We start from the raw sequence: 17,939 nt of genomic DNA, 5'->3' as shown, positions 1-17,939 counted from the left end.
ATGGCAAATGTATTGTATCCAAAGGGCAAAGAGGCATTTCTATCCGGTAGCATCAACCTGTTGAGCGATAACATCCGTGTCGCTCTGGTTAACGGGGCCGCTTATACATACATCGCAAGCCATCAATACTATTCGTCTGTTTCGGCTGCCGTGGTCGGAACTCCGGTTGCGCTGTCGAGCAAGTCTGTCACAAACGGCATTTTCAACGCCGCAAATCCAACCTTCACATCCGTGACCGGTGCTGTGGTGAATGCTCTGGTGATTTATAAGGATACTGGCAATCCTGCCACTAGCCCGTTGATCGCCTTCATTGACACGGTTCCCAAAGGCCTGCCCATCACTCCCAATGGGGGTGATGTCCTGCTGACCTGGGATACCGGCGTGAACAAGATTTTTGCCCTCTAGGCTTGATGGGGAGAGGCGGGAATGCCCTTCGATATCCTTTCCGGCAGCGCGATTTGTGATCTCGAAAGCTTGGCCTTCCCGCCTTCTATTGTGCCGGCCTCGGCTGTTGGCTCGCCTTCCCTGGTTCAGGAATGGGTGATCGAAGCAAGCGGAATCGCGTCTACCGTGGTCATTGGCGCGGCGAATCCTGCTTATGTGGTCACGGGTGCCGGGCTTGCCCCGGTTTCGGTGGTCGGCGGCGCGTCTGCACTGGTGCAGATCGTTTCCGCAGCAGGGATTCCCAGCGCAGCCGAACTGGGCTATCCCAACCTTGTTCAGCGTATCCATGCCGTCGGGATCAATGCCGGGTCCGCCGTCGGTGCGCCCCAACTTACCCAAATCATTTCTGCCGCCGGTATTCCGACCACGGTGGTCTTTGGGTCGCCCTATGTCGTCTATTCGCCCTGGAATGCCTGGCAGCGCTACTGCATCGAGGGCGCTCCAGGGGCCGTTTATCTGGTCGAGCTGGAGGCTTTTCAGGGGGATCCGTCCTCGCGCGCATCCGATGACGGCGCATCCGCGATTTCCGGCAGCCCGATTTCGGCGCTGTCGGAAATGGAAGAGAGCCTCGACGGCACAACCATGTTGACCTGGTCGGATATGGGCTGGATTGGCGACCCGACGGACCCTGATCGGCCGAATGCCGACTATGAAGCCAGGGCGGTGGTGCCGATGGTGATGGAGAGGACTATTCCGCTTTATGGATCAGCCCGGCAAACCGTGCAATTCGGGATGGTCGAGCTGGATAACGGGGATGGCGGCCTGGACGGGGCAGTGCGGAACCTGTCGGTCGACGGCCGCGAGATCCGGGTATTTCTTGGCCGCCGCGACGCGGTTTATAGGGATATGGGGCTGCTGGCCCGGGGCAAGGCGGTGGAATGGTATGCCGCGCGCGACCGCGTGCGGATCGAGTTGCGCGACCTTGCCCTTGACCTGAACATTGCCGCGGCTCAGCAGGTTACCTATGCGGGTACCGGCGGGCTCGAAGGTGGCGAGGATCTGAAGGACAAGACCAAGCCGGCTTGCTGGGGGCGATGCTTCAATGTTCCGGCGGTCCTGGTCGATCCGTTGCACGAAATCTGGCAGGTCCATTGGCGCCGTATCGAGGCCGTGGATGCTGTACGGGACAGGGGGGTGCCCCTGGCGGGCGATTCGGACTATCCGGACCATGCCGCTCTGCTTGCCGCAAACGTGCCAAAGGGGCATTACGCGACCTGTAAGGCGTTGGGTCTGATCCGTCTGGGAGGAAGCCATGAGGGGGTTATCACGGCGGATGTGCGCGGGGACGCGGATGATGGATACAGCGCCGCCATCGGCGATATTGCTCTGCGCTTCCTGAGGGCGGCGCAGGGTGTGTCCCCTGAAGCGATTGATGAGGATTCTTTCGCGGATCTGCCGTCAGGGGCTGCGGGATATTTCAGCCCCGCCGGCGATGTCAGCACTGCGGATCAGGTGCTTGATGATCTTATGCAGGGGGTTGGCGCCTGGTGGGGGACGACGCGGGATGGGCTAATCCGTTGCGGCCGGTTGGAGGATCCTGCGGGAGCACCGGCGGATTTCGATCTGGATGAGACAAGCATCCTGGATATTGACGTGATTCCTCCCAGTCAGCCGCCGATCTGGCGCCAGCGCATCCTTTACCGGCGCAACTGGTCACCACAATCGGATGTGCCCGATACGGTGGACGCGGCGCTGCGGCAGACTTATGCCGAGGATGGGCGCATGGTCACGGCGGCCAATCCGGATGTCAGTCTGCGCAGCCTTGGGGCTCTCGACCCTGAACCGATTGCCAGCCTGTTCGCGGATGAAGCGGCCGCCCGGGACGAGGCAGAACGCATTTTGAAGCTGTTCGGGCCGCGCCGGACTACCTTGTCAGTCACAACCAGGGCCTTGGGTTACACGCTGGATCTGGGCCAAGTGGTGAACGTGCGCTATTCCCGCTTCGGGTTGGATGATGGGCGCCGCTTCATTGTGATCGGCACGCGCGATGAGGCAGACAAATCCTTGTCGACATTAACCTTGTGGGGGTGAGCATGGCCAAGGTGCTGTTTTCCTGGCGGAACCTGATTGACCAAGCCGCGCTTATCCCTTCCTCGGAGGTGCCCGGGTTGGGAGTCAATAATCTGAAGGTGCCTCAGATCGCTAAGGTATGGCGCAGCGTCGAGGGGGCGGCCCATGTTGACATTGATTTCGGCGAGGCGGATGAGATCGGCGTGGTTGCCTTCGCGCAACCCAATGATGGTCCTTTGCTGCCGCGGCAAGCTACCGTGCGCCATCAATTTAGTCTGACGGCGACAGGTTTGTCTGATGTGCATGATGGCGGGCTGATTCCTGCCGGTGTGGTGCAGCGTTATGGTTATCATTTCTATCAGCCGCCGACTCCGATTACCGCTCGCTATTGGCGGATGAGCATCCGCGCGCCCGCCTGGTTCCAGATCGGCCGCCTGTGGGCAGGGCCGGTTTGGCGGCCGAGGAAGAATTACGGTTTTGGGTGGACGCGGCGCTGGGTTTCTGGAACCAAGCCGGTCGCATCTGAACGGTCGCTTATCCAATATGCCGATGAAGGTGCGCGGGCGCGTGAGATCACCTTACCTTTCGGGGCTCTTGGTGGTGCCGACGCCGATATCGCCGATGATATGCTGTTCGACGTCGGCACCAACGGACAATTGCTGATCTGCCTGGACCCAGATTCCCCCGAGCGCAAGACTATGATCGGCACCTTGGTCGAAGCGCCATTGACGACGCAGCGACATTTGCCGGCGCACCAAGTGACATATACGGCCATCGAAAGTCGGTGATCGTTTCCAGTTCAAAAATATAGCCCGCTACGGCGGGCTTTTTTTATGCCAGGAGCGTGTAATGCCCTTTGAGTTAGCAGACAGGGTCCACGAAACGACAACCACTACCGGCGTCGGCTCCATCTCCCTGGGGGGTGCGGCCAATGCCTCCAAGGTTACCTTCCTGCGCGGTATCGGCGCCGGAAATACCACCTGCTACTGCATGACCGATGGTTCTGCCTTCGAGGTTGGTATTGGCACCGTGAATGCCGGGAGCCCGCCGACCTTGGCGCGGAACACTGTGCTGGCCAGCAGCAACAATAACAACCTGGTCAACTGGGCCAGCGGCGCTAAGGCGGTATTCGGCGTCGCTCCGGCGGCGCTGCTGATGCTGCTAGCTAAGTCCGGCGCGGGCACCTCCAGGCCCTGGTATGCGGCGGCGGGGACGATTTGGACCCGCAGCTCGGATTGGGCGGCGCTTCTTTTTGATGGGCAGCAGGATCGGCGCTTACTGCAGGCTGGGGATGTGGAGAACGCTCTTCCCGCCCGCCTCGGTCGGGTGTGCCAGACCATCACCGACTGGAACGATGCCTTAGAAAATGGCGACTATATGGGGAACAATGCCGCGAACTCTCCAGTCGAGTCAGGCTCCGCCACATGGTGGATGGGCTCTGTTGAAGCGCACAATTCAAATTATGTAACACAAACTGTGCATGCTTTTTCCACTGCTAACGAGGGCGCGAGTAACACTTATTTGTGGAGGCGTGATAAGCAAAACGGTGTCTGGCAACCTTGGTACAAGCTGCAATGGTCACAGGTCGAGCAAGACGCGCGCTATGCCCTTAACAGTCATTTGGCGCAGTTCGGCATCGCAACCAACACAGTTACATTAAGGAATGCCAGCCCAAACACACTCACCAATGGTGGGTCTTACTACTTAGCGCCTCACGCAGATTTGCCCATGCAGGCCTACGGTTACTTGCATACTGAGGCAGCCGATGTAACAAACCATCGTAAACAAGAATTTACGCCGCAGCACGCCAACCGAACCTTTATGCGTCGGATGGCGAGCAATATCTGGAGTCCGTGGACGGAATACATCACCACCGACAACATCGGCAATTACGCGCCGCCGGGCCTCGGCATCGGCCAGACTTGGCAGGATGTGACGGCGCAGAGGCAGATCAACACGACATACCAAAACCCCACCAACAGATCCATGCAGGTAGCTGTTATGGGGCGAGGCTCAAGCACAGGAGCCCAAGCATTTAAAGTGTCTCCTGACAATTCTGTATGGACAACTGTGGGGAATGCCGGGGGCAATAACATTGGTAATAGTTATAACGGCAACGTCAACGTAATCATTCCGCCAAGGCACTATTATCGTGTCGAGGGTGGTGGGATTTTTTATTGGGCGGAGACAATAAATGTCTGAGTGCGGATTTTATCATCCTGGACGCGGTTATTGGCAGGCCATCGGCGAGGTCCCCGAGGACATCCGCGAGTCCTATCCCGAGGGCACGATTGAGGTGCCGCTGCGACCATCACCCAACCACGAATGGAAGGGTGGCGAGTGGGTCGAGATGCCTGCTCCGCCGCTCGCTCGCGAGGACCTGCTTGATTATTTGGCCGAGCGCCGCTGGCGGGCCGAGATCGGCGGATGCGACTGGAATGGCTGGCACCTGCGGACCGACGAGGCCAGCCAGGGCAAGTATCTGGCGGAGTTGGAGGCGATTTCGCTTGGCGTCCGGCAGGATGGCGAACTCTGGAAATTTCCGCATGGTTTTGAGCCGGTCACCAACGCGCAGATGCGCGAGATGGCTATCGCAGCTCGCCAGCATATCACCGGGTGCTTTGCGCTGGAGGCGCATCTCGCCGCCGATATCCAAGCCGGTCGGATAACCACCCTGGCCGAGATTGATGCTGCTTTCGCCTCGTTCCCCGCATCCTAACCCGCCATTCATCAAGGAGGCATCGTTGCCGCAAAAGACTGCCGTAGATGTGGGGATCGGCACCACGGCTGCTGCTCTGCCCTGGTGGGCGGTGCAGAGCCAACACTGGATGATCTGGATTGCTGCGATCTGCGGCGGTCTGCTGGCGCTGGGGCGGCTCTGGTTGTTTGCCCTGGAAGTGCGCGACCGGCGCCGGGTGAGCAGGGCCTGTAAGGAGGGGTGACCATGGATCTCGAACCGCTTCGCGCGCACATCCGCTCGGCCGAGGGCTACCGCGATAAGCCCTATCGCTGCCCGGCGGGCAAGCTGACCATCGGCTACGGCACAAACATCGAGCAGATCAGCCGAGAAGAGGCCGAGTGGCTGTTGCGCCACCGCCTGGATCAGGCCATTGCCGAGGTGCACCGCCGCTGGCCCTGGGCGGAGCGCATGAGCGATGTCCGCCGCCAAGCCCTCTACGACATGGCCTACAACATGGGCGTGCCGACCCTGGCGCAGTTTCGGAAGATGCTGGGAGCGATGGAGGCTGGGGACTATGCCCGCGCCGCCGCCGAGGCCCTGGATAGCCTCTGGGCGCGCCAGGTGGGCCAGCGGGCGCGGCGGATCGCTCAGATGATCCGGGAGGGGTGACCATGGCTCTTCCCGCTCTGATCCCCATCCTTGCCCCCCTGCTCGGCACCATCATTGATCGGGTGGTGCCGGACAAGGCCGCCGCAGATAAGGCCAAGCAGGAGGCCGAGGCGTCTTTGATGCTTGCCTTGACCCAGGCCGATGCTGCGCAGATCGACCTCAACCGCACCGAGGCCAAGCATCGCTCATTGTTTGTGGCAGGCTGGCGCCCGGGCATCGGGTGGGTCTGCGTGGCAGGCTTCGGCTATGAGTTCCTGCTGCGTCCCCTGGTGCCATGGTGCGTGGCGGTGGCCGGGGCGGATGTGCCGCCTCTGCCCAGCCTGGATGGCGCGCTTCTGGAGCTGACCCTGGCCATGCTGGGCTTTGCTGGGCTGCGGAGTTTTGAAAAACTCAAGGGTGTGGCCCGATAACACGTGAGCCGCGATCTGGCGCTTGCCGTCGCGGCTCATAATGTGGCCTGGGAGGGGAGGCTCTTTCGGCCAAGCCCTAGAGGCTTTGCTATTAAATCAGTGAGTAGTATCGAGGGTTATCAATAGGCTTGTGGCTGTAGCGCAGCTTAGTCACTTCGTGGATCTCGCAGGCAGTAATATCTGCTGCGGTTATGTCGAATAGAGCGATGTTGTGTCCCTCGTCAACAAATGAGCTGCGATAGGCTACTCCGTCATATCCTGCTGTTTTCAAGCATTCTGCGATCACTTGAGTGGGTACATAATGAGCCCTGTCGTCTTCTGATGCGACAGGTACCGAAAATGCATTGTTGATGAAGCCCCAGACCGCTTTTTCCTTCTCTTCGCGAGAGAGTTTATCGCCAAACATCCACCCCAGAGAGAAAGGTCTTTCATCGCCCGAGCAGTCCACGATTTTCAGTGGGCGGTTCGTCACAAAATAGCCAATAGAGACTATGCTTCCCAGCCACGGGCGTACCTCTGATAGAGCTGTCTCTGGACTTGTTGCTACATAAAGGCAGGGGATGCCTTTGGGGTTCACTCTGCCTTCGCTGGCTTGGTCCGCTCGCGGCTTCATCCTCTCCGGGGGATACGGCTTAGGAACTTTTCCGGCGTACTGGTCTTCCTCTTCAGCGCACCCCCGCTGTGCTCTGAAGAAGCCTTTGCCTGCAGGTATCGAGACCATGCGTGAAGCGCTCGTCGCCACCAGAGCTTCCAGGAAAGCGAGCACCTCCTCAGAATGAATGTACCTGCGCTCTCTCATGACACATCTTGCGAAGGTGCTGTAGCTGTTCCAGCTCGCGAACGAGATCATATCACCCCCCCATCCTTTGTTGCGGGGAAAGCCTACGTAAATACCGCCTCTGTTCAAGCCCCCGCGCGAGTCTTGAAGGATTTTGTCAATGCAGTGGCTCCGCCCTGGCCGCATCTCGGGCGATGGCCGCCGCCACCTCGATCGCCGCGGCGAGATAGCGCAGCTCCGCGTCGCCAGCCTCCTCAGCTAAGTGGTCAAGCACCAGGGATATGGCTCGGGCGATTTGCCCAGGCGATCGAGGCTCGAGATAGCTAGGCATGGCGCTGCCCTCCGATGTGGGGAGGGTTTATCTTTGCAGCGGCGATCTTGCTTCGTATGCGGAGGGTGCGAGACAGTTCCCGAGGAGGGGAGAGACCCTATCCCTTCCTCGATCTCCCCATCGCTGTTTCCAGCACCTCCGCCCGCCCCTGGGGAGTGAGGTGCTCCAGGCAATCCAGCAGCAGGCTCACCCAGGCAGGGGTGGGGGCTGCCCCGGTTGACCATTGCGACACCTGCTTTTCGCTCATAGCGGTGGCGGCGGCAAATTCCTTCTGGGTGATGCCGAGATGCTTAAGCCGGGGGCGCAGCTTGGCCGCCAGGATAAGGTCGTCCTCCCGCCGCAGATCGGCCAGGATCTCTTCTCGATCCTTCTGCGCCTCGGCCGCCTTTGCCTCGTCCGCCGCCTCTTCGGGGTCCCCCTCTTCCTCGATAAAAACCCGTTCCCTGATCGCGTCGATGATTTTCTCTTCGCGCTCCATGAGGGCGGCGTGCATCTCTTTGCCGATCTCGTCGGCATTATCGGGCCGCGGCTCGACCTTGATATCTCGCCCATCATCGTAATGGGTGGCGTACCAAACTGTCTCGACGTTCACGCCGCCGGCGACTGCCTCCACGTCCAGGGCGTAAACCGTGTTTTTATCCCGGGCGCTGTAATCGGCGCTGTCGATGCTGATGTTGATCCTGCAGGTCTGGTCGGCGCGGAAGGTGGCGATCTGGCTGGGGGTGAAGGGCATTGCTTCCTCCTGGGGTGGTGCCCGCCGCGCGAGGCGGCGGGCTATTGCGGGCTATTAATCGACCATCTCGCCATCGGAATTGACCTTGACCTTTTCGGTCAGTTCCGCCAGGGCGGCGGTGTCTTCGGCGTCGCGGTAAACCCAGCCAAAGTAGGGGTGCAGGCCGACGACCATGAAGCGATCTTCGTTGAAAGCGGCTTCGGCGGCGGCGGCGATGGTGTCTTCGCGGGTCATCTCGGCTCTCCTTGAGTTTGGCGGCTCCATCGCCGCTCTCGATGATCAAAATTTACCTCACGTAAATTCCCGAAGCAAGAGAGAAATTTACGTAAGGTGAATTTTATCTACCATGGATTGACGGATGGAGGGTATTTCCGGCAAGGTTGACGCTAGCCAGGAAGGAGGGTGCGGTGACCGGGAAGGAAATGCTGAAAGCGGCGATTGAGCTTAATGGAGGCGAGAAGGATGGGGCGCGCGCCCTTCAGCGCTTGGCAGAGTTGAGTGGCCGCGGAGTAAGCACGCTTTATCGATTGCAGCATGCGGACGAAGTGGACGAGACCCTGGCCAAGCTGATCGGGTATTTCCTGCGGGATCCGGCGATTAACCTCTCGCTCCGCATGAAAGTGTTGGGCGTGATGCGGAAGGATGATCTCCCGCTTCAGCGAGATCCGCAATTTCCCCTGGCGGTCAGCGAGGCGATGGCGAAACTGGTGACAAGCATGCAGGGGGCGCTCGATCAAGCAGTTGCACATGAGCGAGAGATAGCCTTTGGCCTGCTTGCGGAGCAGCGAGCCGCGGCGGATGCACAGATTGAGGATCTCAAACGAGCGCTAAAGGTTGCGCAGGATCGCGCCCAGTCCGCGGAGGCCAAGTTACAGGCGCTGAAAGAGCAGGCCCAGGCGCGTTGATCCGTATGCGGAGGATGCCGCGTCAGTCAGTTGGGGCTCACCGGGATGGTTGATGGTCGCGCTATGGCCGCCCTTATCCCTTCTTGCGCCTATAGTTTGGCCGCAATGCACTGCAACTCGCAACGGCGGCCTGAAAACGTGGGAGCAGGTCAACGTACATCCCCTGGCCGTCGGGAGAACTCCGGTTGAGGGTGGCGTACATGCTCGGGTCAAACATGCTGCTGCCACCATTCTCCAGAGCCTCAATGAGGCGAATTGCCCTCGCCCTTTGCAGTTGACGACGGCTGCCGCGCGCGGCTTCAAAGCGCTCGTACAGAGGAGCGAATATCGGGTTCCCCGATAGGTCGCGTAACTCCTCAGTCAACCGCCCTTGAGGCCTGGCGCCATTCTCGACCGAAGCGACATACGCATCCAGGGCGTCGAACCTTTCACGGGTGCGCCGGGCGAACGCCGCCTGCACTTGGTTCCAGGCGTCGAGACGGACCTGGCTTAGGTCCCCCGCGTTGGCTTGGCGGCCTGCTTCGGCAAGCCAAGTCCTATAGGGCGAATCATTGCTATACGGTGCCATGCCGCGTTCAATGTACTCCACGACTTTTCGCGCAGTGCGGACGAAACCGTGGTCATTGAGCCCGATGCGGCGAATCTCTATCAGCTCCCCTATGCCATGTCCGAGGGCTGCATTATCTGTCTCTGCCCCTCCCACAGCCCTGATCTTCATGCGAGGTCCGTAATCCCATGGGCATCGAGTCCGCCGGGGTGAGCTAGGGCGGGGCCCGAGATGAGGAGGAGGGCGGGTAGAAGACGGCTAATTTTGGTTTGCACTATCTTTGTAACCCATTGATTCTTCGCGCCCGAGAAACCCGCTGAAATCTGCAAACTATCATTGACAAAATTAGAAAAATCAGACAACTCTTAATCAGCGGGTCCAAGGTTCGAGTCCTTGTGCGCCCACCAAAATTCGATAGCCCCGCAAGGGGTTGACCAAAGGCCGGTTGGGGTATCCCAGCCGGCCTTTGCGTTAACAGAGCAAAGCTGGCCCATGAACAACGAGGTCGATGATGGACAGTGACGTGAAATGCCCCCAATGCGGTTCTGAGCATGTGTATCAGGACGGCAGCCTGTGGGTCTGTCCGGAATGCGCCCATGAATGGGACCAGCTGGATGCTGCGGCCTCTGCCACAGGGGCGGACGAGGATGTGGTCAAGGATGCCAACGGCAATGTGCTTGCCGATGGCGACAGCGTGACCGTCATCAAGGATCTGAAGGTCAAGGGTTCGTCCCTGGTCGTCAAAGGCGGCACCAAAGTGAAGAATATCCGCCTGACGGACGGCGCCGATGGCCACAACATCGCCTGCAAGATCGAGGGGATCGGCGCGATGAACCTGAAGTCGGAATTCGTCAAGAAGGCATAGCAGGAATGCCGTCTGCCGCCCGAGCACTTCGAGTGCCCTCGGTGAGAGCCCCGGAAGCGTGCCGTTTCCGGGGCTTTCTATTGTCCGCCGCAGGCCGGGGCTGTTCTGGAGAAAGTGGCGCATCCCTGTCGCCGGGCGGGGCGCACATCTGTTCCTTGCCAGAATTTCTTCTGAACAGATCGTGGCATAGGGAGCTCTCTACTGGCTGGGCAAGTGATCTTCCCTTTTTATGGGTCGTGACATAGTATCTCGTCCCCAGCCCGTCGAGATGAATTACAATAAAATGATTTCCGACTTGACCATCGTCCTGGCGCTGCTTGCCGTCGCCATCGCCATGTTCGCCGTCAACAAGCCGCGCATGGATGCCGTGGCGCTGATCATGATGACGGTGCTGCCGCTGACCGGCGTGATCAGCATGAACGAGGCCTTGTCGGGATTCAGCGATCCCAACATCATCCTGATCGCGGCCTTGTTCGTCATCGGGGAAGGACTGGTGCGGACCGGGGTCGCGCAACGGCTGGGGGATTTCCTGATCTCGCGGGCGGGGGCCAGCGAGACCCGGCTGCTCATCCTGCTGATGGTCATCGTGGCCGGGATCGGGTCGATGATGAGTTCGACCGGCGTCGTGGCCATCTTCATCCCGGTGGTCCTGCGCATCGCGCACAACATGAAGATCGCCCCGGGGCGCTTGATGATGCCGCTGAGCGTCGCCGCGCTGATCAGCGGCATGATGACCCTGGTCGCGACGGCGCCCAATCTGGTGGTCAACAGCGAACTGATCCGTCACGGCTATGACGGCTTTCATTTCTTCAGCATCACGCCCTTCGGCCTGCCGTTGCTGGCCCTGGGCATCCTGTACATGCTTTTTGCCCGCCGCTGGCTGACCAAGGGGGAGGCCGAAACCGTTGCGGGCAGCAAGCAGCCTCGTCTGGCCGACTGGATCAGGGAGTATGGGCTGGCCGAGCGGGAATACCGGCTGCGCGTCGCGCCCGATTCGCCTCTGGTCGGCAAGACCCTGGAAGAGCTCAATCTCAGGAGCAGCTCGGGCGTGAATATCATCGCGCTCGAACATAACAGCCGTTTCGGCCACAAATTCGTCTCTCCGACGGCTCAGACTGAAGTCTATGCCGGTGACGTCCTGTATCTCGACCTGGTCGCCCCGACCATCGACATCGAGGAGGTCTACGCGCGTTTCCGTCTCAGGAAGCTGCCTCTGACCGGCAATTACTTCTCCGACCGGTCGCAGGAGATCGGCATGGTCGAGGTGATGCTGCCGACTACCTCGAAACTGATCGGCAAGACGGTCGTCAGTGCCCGGTTCCGGTCGGAATACGGGCTGAATGTCGTCGGCTTGCGGCGCGGCAGCACTGCCTTGAAGAACAGCCTGCTGGACGAGAAGCTGAAGGCCGGCGACACGCTGCTGCTCATCGGGTCGTGGAAGGCGATCCGTCGGCTACAGGCCAGTTCCAAGGACATGATCGTCCTCACTCTTCCGGCGGAACTGGACGAAGTCGTCCCGGCGGCTTCGCGCGCGCCGCATGCCTTGATCGCCCTGGCGGTGGTCGTCGGGCTGATGGTGAGCGGCATCGTGCCCAACGTCCAAGCCGCCTTGATTGGCTGTCTGCTGCTGGGGCTGATGCGCTGCGTCGACCTCGACAGTTCCTATCGCTCGATCCACTGGCAGAGCCTGGTGCTGATCGTCGGCATGCTGCCTTTTTCGATCGCGTTGCAGAAGACGGGGGGCGTGGACATGGCGGCATCGGCCTTGCTGTCCTTCGTCGGTGAGGCCAGTCCGCGTTTCGTGCTCGCCAGCCTGTTCGCCATCACCGCCGTCTTCGGGCTGTTCATCTCGAATACCGCGACGGCCGTGCTGATGGCGCCGGTCGCCCTGGCGGTCGCCCATGAATTGCAGGCCTCTCCCTATCCCTTCGCCATGACTGTCGCGCTCGCGGCCTCGGCCGCCTTCATGACGCCGGTATCGTCGCCCGTGAACACGCTGGTGATCGGGCCGGGTAATTACACCTTCGGCGACTTCGTGAAGATCGGTGTTCCCTTCACCCTGGTCGCGCTCGTCACGACCGTCATCCTGGTCCCCTGGCTGCTTCCACTCTAGGCGCGGCTTGAGATAGAACAGAGAGTTCCTTTTCCCACGGATCGGGCTGGATGCGGTGATGACCGACGACGTGACGTTCATTCTGCTGATCATGGCAGCGACCGGCACGGGACTGGTGGGCGGGATCTTCTTCGCCTTCTCGAATTTCGTCATGCGGGGACTGGCGCGCCTGCCGGTGGAGAGCGGCGCGGCGGCGATGCAAAGCATCAATGTGACGGTGCTCAACCCGCTGTTCTTCACCGCCTTTTTCGGCAGCGGCATCCTCTGCCTGCTGCTCGGGATTGCCGCCTTGGCCTCGCCGGGAGAGGCGTCCTCTCTTGCCGCCCTGGCCGCGATGCTTCTCTATCTCGGCGGTTCGATCGGCGTGACGGTCTTCTTCAATGTCCCGCTGAACAAGAGGCTGGCCCGGCTTCCACCTTCCGATCCGCGTCTCGAAGCGGAATGGACGCATTATCTTGCCGCCTGGACGAAATGGAACCACGCCCGCACCGTGGCGGCACTCGCGGCAGCGGCTCTGCTGACCTTCGCTGCCGGGCAATGAGGGCTTTCGGCTTCTGGTGCGGCGTCATCGATCCTTCTTCACGACGCTGACCCGGCCATCCCCTTCCATATAGGCTTCTTGAACTTCCTCCGGGCTCGATACGCCTTGCTGGCGGAGTTCGGCCATCAATTCCTCTTCGGTGATGTATTCCCGTCGCATGTTGCGGCGGTTCAGTTGGCCGTTCCGGATCAGGCAGAGAGGAGAGGGGCGGGTGAGCCATTGGAGGCGGGGGAAGGTGTAGCCCAGCCAGTCGACGGCGATGTTCCAGAAGACGATGGTGCCGACCAGGACGATGCCTTCGGTGACGGATTTGTATTCCGCGGCCATGGCGTTCTGCGCCGCATCGGCGATCAGGACGATGACCAGCAGGTCGGCGATACCGACTTCCCCTGTTTGCCGCTTGAGAAAGAACCGCAGGATGATGAACAGGGAGAGGTACATGAACGTCCCTCTCACCATGATGTCCAGGATGGCGTGACTTGGGATGAACATCTCCGCCCATTTGACGGAGAAGAGTTTTTCCATGGAACCCCCTCCTTTCCTGTCGGCCCGGAATGATGCGCGGGCCGGCTCGTCTTCTCATGCTGTGCTAATGGCGCGAGAGGCCGGAGAGTTCCTTGGGGAACAAGCATTATCCATAATTCTTTGAAGTCTATTTCGCAAAATGACCAGATGAGATATGTGGTTTACTCTGGATAAATCATTGTGCCGAGTTTATGCGCAATGGTTGTGCAAATGTTTTGCTGTTTCTGTGGTTATGTTCCCCTGGCGAGTCGAGGTGAGTTCTTGTTATTTTTCAGCTGACGGGAAAAGAGGATTCCTCCCTTTTCTATAAAATTTTTCCTTTTAATGGGATCTAAGACCTTCCATGGAATTTATGTCGAGGCTAAAGGTCGGAACGCGTATCGCCCTCGGTTTCCTTGTCGTGCTGCTGCTCCTGGTGGGGCTGGCTGCGGGCAGTTGGATGACTGGAAGCAGCAGTCTCACCAGTCTTCAGGATTATGCGCGCGTTTCGAGGAACACGGTCACGCTGACGGAAATCCAGAACGACGTCACGGAACTGCGCCGGGATGTCGCCCTGTTCCGGCTGAACGTGGATGATGACCGGATCGCCGAGGTGAACCGGCAGAAGGATGCCCTGCAGGAACGGATTTCTGCCCTTATCAACGCCACGCGCGCCGAGGGCCGCAGGACTCTCCTGCAGAACCTGCAGCAGCAATTGGATGCCTTTGCCCTCACATTCAATCAGGCGGCCAGGCTCTACATGCTTCAGGATGAGAAAAGGATGGAGGCCTTGGACGCCTTGGCGCCCCGAGCCCGGGAGAAGCTGACGCAGTTCGTGGACGAGACCGCGCGGGAGCAATTGCCTTCGCTTGCCGTCAGGGCTGGTTCCGCTCGCGAGGCGTTCATGCTGGCGCAATTGTCTGCCTATCGTTTCCTGGATACTCCTACGCAGGATCTGGCCCAGGAGACGGAAAGATATCTCGATCTTTTCGTCGAGCGGATGCGCGAGCTTGACGGCTTCCTGAACCAAAGCCAGTGGAGCGGCCTGATCCGCGAGACGGTCGACCTGTCGGAAGAATACAGGAAGGCCTTCCAGGAGATCAGCCGGATCGCCTTCGATGCCGATCGCCTCATGGACCAGGCCATGGTCCAGCAGGGCAGGGACTTCACCGAGACCGTGCTGGAAACCAAGCGGCAGCAGGGTGAGCAGCTTGCCAATGTCCTGACCACGACGCTCAATCAAGGCCGGACAATGCAGTTCACTATCCTGACCGTTGCCGGTATCGCGATCGTGCTCGGCGGCGTAACGGCCGTCCTCATCTCCGCGGGTATCGTCCGGCCGATCGGCGGGATGACCGCCGCGATGACGTCCCTGGCCGCCGGTAAGCTGGATACCATCGTTCCGGCGACCAATCACAAGGACGAGATTGGTGTCATGGCCCAGGCGGTGCAGGTCTTCAAGGAGAATGCGATCCGCGTCAAGCGGATGGAGGCCGAGCAGGAAGAGGCGAAGAAGCGGGCCGAGGCCGAGAAGAAGGCGGAGATGGAGAAGCTGGCGGCGTCCTTCGAGGACAGCGTCGGTGCCGTCATTACCAATGTGCTGTCGGCGGCGACCCAGATGGAGGCCATGGCCCAGTCGATGGCGTCCGTTTCGGAAGAGACGACGCGCCAATCCACCAATGTCGCGGCCGCTGCCGAACAGGCCTCGGCCAATGTCCAGACGGTTGCGGGCGCGGCGGAGGAGCTGTCGAGCTCGATCCGCGAGATCGCCCGCCAAGTCGAAAGCTCCACCGCCACCGCCCAGAACGCGGCGGAAAAAGCCGGCGAGACGCGCGAAGTCATGCAGAAGCTGGCGCAGGCGGCGGAACGGATCGGGGAAGTGGTCAGCCTGATCAACGACATCGCCAGCCAGACCAACCTGCTGGCGCTGAACGCCACGATCGAGGCCGCGCGCGCAGGCGAGGCGGGCAAGGGCTTCGCCGTCGTCGCCAACGAAGTGAAATCGCTGGCCAACCAGACGTCAAAGGCGACCGAGGAAATCAGCCGCCAGATCTCCGACGTCCAGACCGAAACCCACAGCGCGGTGGAAGCCATCAAGCAGATCGCCGAGGTCATCACCGAGATCAGCGAGACTTCGGCTGGCATCGCCAGTGCCGTCGAGGAGCAGAACGCGGCAACCAACGAGATCGCGCGCAACGTCCAGCAGGCCTCGCAGGGGACCAGCGAGGTGTCCTCGAATATCGTAGGCGTGACCCAGGCGGCCCGGGAGACGGGCACAGCCTCGGAACAGGTCGTCCAGGCCACTACGCAGCTCGGCCAGAATGCCGAGAGGCTGAAGAGGGAAGTCGACAGCTTCCTGCGGCAAGTCCGTTCCGCCTGATCGCATTGGCATCAGGGAACAAGGAAACGGCGCCCATATGCGGCGCCGTTTCCGATTCCGGGTCCTGCTTTCCGCGCGCCCGGGGGGCTCAGTCGGGATCCTGGCGGATGATGCGGAATTGCTGATCGAGGATGAGGTCGTATTCCTGCCCGTCTGCGGCAATGGCGTCCTGGACCTCCCACACGCCGCTATCGTCAAGCTCGATGCTGTCCCAGCGGGTGTAGCCTTCCGTCTTCAGAACCTCCTCGATCTGTGCCCGCTCCTCGGGGGTCGGAGGACGGTCCTCCGCCTTGGTGGCGACCGGGGCAAAGGCGAGGGAGAGGATCAAGGCGAAGCCGAGGGGGGATTTGCTCATGGGGACCTCCTTGGAATGTCCTCTGGCTAACGCCGTCTAGAGCATGATGTTCCGGTTCTTTTCTCGGATAGGTTTTGGTGGTGCCCGGAGCTCGCTCGACAAAGAGAAAACCCCTGCCGTCATCAGGCGGCAGGGGTTTTCCATGTTTCGATCCTGACTGGTCCCCCACCCCGTTGCCGGGGCGGTGGAAGCCGCAGATGGGCTTATTCGGATTAGACCGAATAGTACATCTGGAATTCGATCGGGTGCGGGGTGTGTTCGAAGGCGTAGACTTCCTCGTACTTCAGCTCGATGTAGCTGTCGATGAAGTCCTGGGTGAAGACGTCGCCCTTGGTCAGGAAGGCGCTGTCGGCACGCAGGGATTCGAGAGCTTCACGCAGCGAGCCGCACACGGTCGGGACGGTGGCCAGTTCTTCCGGCGGCAGGTCGTAGAGGTTCTTGTCCATCGGGTCGCCGGGATGGATCTTGTTCTCGATGCCGTCCAGGCCGGCCATCATCATGGCGGCGAAGGCCAGATAGGGGTTGGCGGACGGATCGGGGAAGCGGATCTCAACGCGCTTGCCCTTGGGCGAGGCGACATAGGGGATGCGGCAGGAGGCCGAGCGGTTGCGGGCCGAATAGGCCAGCAGGACCGGGGCTTCGAAGCCGGGGACCAGGCGCTTGTAGCTGTTGGTCGACGGGTTGGTGAAGGCGTTCAGCGCCTTGGCATGCTTGATGATGCCGCCGATGTAGTACAGCGCGGTGTCCGACAGGTCGGCATAACCCGAACCGGCGAAGAGGGGCTTGCCTTCCTTCCAGATCGACTGGTGGACGTGCATGCCCGAGCCGTTGTCACCGAAAATCGGCTTCGGCATGAAGGTGGCCGACTTGCCGTAGGAATGGGCGACGTTGTGCACGACATACTTGTAGATCTGCATCCAGTCGGCGGCCTGCAGCATGGTGCCGAACTTGACGCCCAGTTCCGACTGCGAGGGGGCCACTTCGTGGTGGTGCTTCTCGATGGGCAGGCCCATCTCGCCCATCACGGTCAGCATCTCGGCGCGCATGTCGACTTGGCTGTCGATCGGCGGAACCGGGAAATAACCGCCCTTGACGCGGATGCGGTGGCCGTGCTGCGGAGCGCCTTCGGTCGATTCCTTGCCGGTGGCGTAGGGGCCTTCCTCGGAATCGAGCTTGTAGAAGACGTGGTCCATCGAGACCTGATAGCGCACGTCGTCGAACACGAAGAATTCAGCTTCCGGGCCGAAATAGGCGGTGTCGCCGATGCCGGTGGATTCCAGGTGCTTGATGGCGCGCTTGGCGACGGAGCGGGGGTCGCGGTCGTAGAGCTGGCCGGTGGCGGGCTCGACCACGTCGCAGAAGATGATCAGATGGGCCTGGGCGGCGAAGGGGTCCATGACCGCGGTCGACAGGTCGGGCATCAGGATCATGTCGGACTGGTCGATGCTCTTCCAGCCGGCGATCGACGAACCGTCGAACATGATGCCCTCGGTCAGCAGGTCCTCATCGACGGTGCTGACGTGCTGGGCGGTGTGCTGCCACTTGCCCTTGGGATCAGTGAAGCGGAAATCGACGTACTTGACGTCGTTTTCCTTGATCATATCCAGGACCTTTTTCACGTCGGACATGGTAAATTCCCAGTATTTGTGAAGTGATGGAACGGCGAGCCGCTAT

Annotated in this window: 20 protein-coding genes; 13 read left to right on the top strand and 7 right to left on the bottom strand. The window is 60.5% G+C overall.

Going from position 1 to position 17,939, the window contains the following annotated elements:
• The 8 genes from EPD66_RS04185 (at position 1) to EPD66_RS04150 (ending at position 6,213) form a co-directional block, all read left to right on the top strand.
• Positions 1–405 (top strand): hypothetical protein, encoded by a 405-nt coding sequence (locus EPD66_RS04185; RefSeq protein WP_142847228.1) that lies wholly within the window; start codon positions 1–3, stop codon positions 403–405.
• Positions 406–426: 21 nt separating this feature from the next.
• On the top strand, positions 427–2,475 hold the full coding sequence (locus tag EPD66_RS04180) for a hypothetical protein (RefSeq protein WP_142847227.1): 2,049 nt from the start codon (positions 427–429) through the stop codon (positions 2,473–2,475).
• A 2-nt stretch (positions 2,476–2,477) separates the two neighbouring features.
• Positions 2,478–3,242, top strand: a complete 765-nt coding sequence (locus EPD66_RS04175; protein ID WP_142847226.1) for a hypothetical protein — start codon at positions 2,478–2,480, stop codon at positions 3,240–3,242.
• A 61-nt stretch (positions 3,243–3,303) separates the two neighbouring features.
• On the top strand, positions 3,304–4,656 hold the full coding sequence (locus tag EPD66_RS04170) for a pyocin knob domain-containing protein (protein ID WP_142847225.1): 1,353 nt from the start codon (positions 3,304–3,306) through the stop codon (positions 4,654–4,656).
• A complete protein-coding gene (locus EPD66_RS04165; RefSeq protein ID WP_142847224.1) occupies positions 4,649–5,173 on the top strand; it encodes a DUF4376 domain-containing protein in 525 nt (174 codons plus the stop codon). Before EPD66_RS04170 ends, EPD66_RS04165 begins: the two co-directional genes overlap by 8 nt.
• A 25-nt stretch (positions 5,174–5,198) precedes the next feature.
• Complete coding sequence (locus EPD66_RS04160; RefSeq protein ID WP_142847223.1) at positions 5,199–5,396, top strand: hypothetical protein; 198 nt, start codon at positions 5,199–5,201, stop codon at positions 5,394–5,396.
• Between the two features lie 2 nt (positions 5,397–5,398).
• Complete coding sequence (locus tag EPD66_RS04155; protein WP_142847222.1) at positions 5,399–5,803, top strand: glycoside hydrolase family protein; 405 nt, start codon at positions 5,399–5,401, stop codon at positions 5,801–5,803.
• Between the two features lie 2 nt (positions 5,804–5,805).
• Positions 5,806–6,213 (top strand): 3TM-type holin, encoded by a 408-nt coding sequence (locus EPD66_RS04150; RefSeq protein WP_142847221.1) that lies wholly within the window; start codon positions 5,806–5,808, stop codon positions 6,211–6,213.
• A gap of 91 nt (positions 6,214–6,304) precedes the next feature.
• On the opposite strand, the gene EPD66_RS04145 is transcribed toward EPD66_RS04150, so the two are convergent.
• The 3 genes from EPD66_RS04145 to EPD66_RS04135 all read right to left on the bottom strand — a co-directional run bounded on the left by EPD66_RS04145 (position 6,305) and on the right by EPD66_RS04135 (position 8,289).
• Positions 6,305–7,063 (bottom strand): RES family NAD+ phosphorylase, encoded by a 759-nt coding sequence (locus tag EPD66_RS04145; protein ID WP_185961247.1) that lies wholly within the window; start codon positions 7,061–7,063, stop codon positions 6,305–6,307.
• Positions 7,064–7,419: 356 nt separating this feature from the next.
• Positions 7,420–8,055 carry a helix-turn-helix transcriptional regulator gene (locus tag EPD66_RS04140; RefSeq protein WP_142847219.1) on the bottom strand — a complete coding sequence of 212 codons (636 nt, stop codon included), beginning with the start codon at positions 8,053–8,055 and terminating at the stop codon, positions 7,420–7,422.
• 54 nt (positions 8,056–8,109) lie between these two features.
• On the bottom strand, positions 8,110–8,289 hold the full coding sequence (locus tag EPD66_RS04135; RefSeq protein ID WP_142847218.1) for a hypothetical protein: 180 nt from the start codon (positions 8,287–8,289) through the stop codon (positions 8,110–8,112).
• A gap of 173 nt (positions 8,290–8,462) precedes the next feature.
• Between EPD66_RS04135 and EPD66_RS04130 the strand changes: the two genes are divergently transcribed.
• Positions 8,463–8,960: a hypothetical protein gene (locus EPD66_RS04130; RefSeq protein WP_142847217.1), complete on the top strand. Its 498-nt coding sequence runs from the start codon at positions 8,463–8,465 to the stop codon at positions 8,958–8,960.
• Positions 8,961–9,033: 73 nt separating this feature from the next.
• Here EPD66_RS04130 and EPD66_RS04125 read toward each other — a convergent pair whose 3' ends face one another.
• Positions 9,034–9,678 (bottom strand): hypothetical protein, encoded by a 645-nt coding sequence (locus EPD66_RS04125; RefSeq protein ID WP_142847216.1) that lies wholly within the window; start codon positions 9,676–9,678, stop codon positions 9,034–9,036.
• Between the two features lie 340 nt (positions 9,679–10,018).
• Here EPD66_RS04125 and EPD66_RS04120 point away from each other — a divergent pair, with 340 nt between their 5' ends.
• From EPD66_RS04120 to EPD66_RS04110, 3 genes are all read left to right on the top strand, one after another.
• Positions 10,019–10,372 (top strand): zinc ribbon domain-containing protein YjdM, encoded by a 354-nt coding sequence (locus EPD66_RS04120; RefSeq protein WP_142847361.1) that lies wholly within the window; start codon positions 10,019–10,021, stop codon positions 10,370–10,372.
• Positions 10,373–10,655: 283 nt separating this feature from the next.
• Positions 10,656–12,485 (top strand): SLC13 family permease, encoded by a 1,830-nt coding sequence (locus EPD66_RS04115; protein ID WP_142847215.1) that lies wholly within the window; start codon positions 10,656–10,658, stop codon positions 12,483–12,485.
• A gap of 58 nt (positions 12,486–12,543) precedes the next feature.
• Entirely contained in the window at positions 12,544–13,026 is a 483-nt protein-coding gene (locus EPD66_RS04110; protein ID WP_142847214.1) for a DUF1772 domain-containing protein, read from the top strand.
• Between the two features lie 24 nt (positions 13,027–13,050).
• On the opposite strand, the gene EPD66_RS04105 is transcribed toward EPD66_RS04110, so the two are convergent.
• Positions 13,051–13,551 carry a DUF421 domain-containing protein gene (locus tag EPD66_RS04105; protein ID WP_142847213.1) on the bottom strand — a complete coding sequence of 167 codons (501 nt, stop codon included), beginning with the start codon at positions 13,549–13,551 and terminating at the stop codon, positions 13,051–13,053.
• A gap of 343 nt (positions 13,552–13,894) precedes the next feature.
• Here EPD66_RS04105 and EPD66_RS04100 point away from each other — a divergent pair, with 343 nt between their 5' ends.
• On the top strand, positions 13,895–15,910 hold the full coding sequence (locus EPD66_RS04100) for a methyl-accepting chemotaxis protein (protein WP_142847212.1): 2,016 nt from the start codon (positions 13,895–13,897) through the stop codon (positions 15,908–15,910).
• Between the two features lie 88 nt (positions 15,911–15,998).
• On the opposite strand, the gene EPD66_RS04095 is transcribed toward EPD66_RS04100, so the two are convergent.
• Positions 15,999–16,265, bottom strand: a complete 267-nt coding sequence (locus EPD66_RS04095) for a PepSY domain-containing protein (RefSeq protein ID WP_142847211.1) — start codon at positions 16,263–16,265, stop codon at positions 15,999–16,001.
• A 212-nt stretch (positions 16,266–16,477) separates the two neighbouring features.
• Positions 16,478–17,893, bottom strand: coding sequence for a type I glutamate--ammonia ligase (glnA, locus tag EPD66_RS04090; RefSeq protein ID WP_142847210.1), 1,416 nt, complete (start codon positions 17,891–17,893; stop codon positions 16,478–16,480).
• Positions 17,894–17,939 lie beyond the last annotated feature (46 nt).

It is taken from the genome of Telmatospirillum sp. J64-1 (assembly GCF_006980715.1).
In the GTDB taxonomy this organism is placed as follows: Bacteria; Pseudomonadota; Alphaproteobacteria; order Rhodospirillales; family Magnetospirillaceae; genus Oleiliquidispirillum; species Oleiliquidispirillum nitrogeniifigens.
The sequence above is the reverse complement of the archived record's forward strand: the minus strand, read 5'-3'. Positions and strand labels throughout refer to the sequence as shown.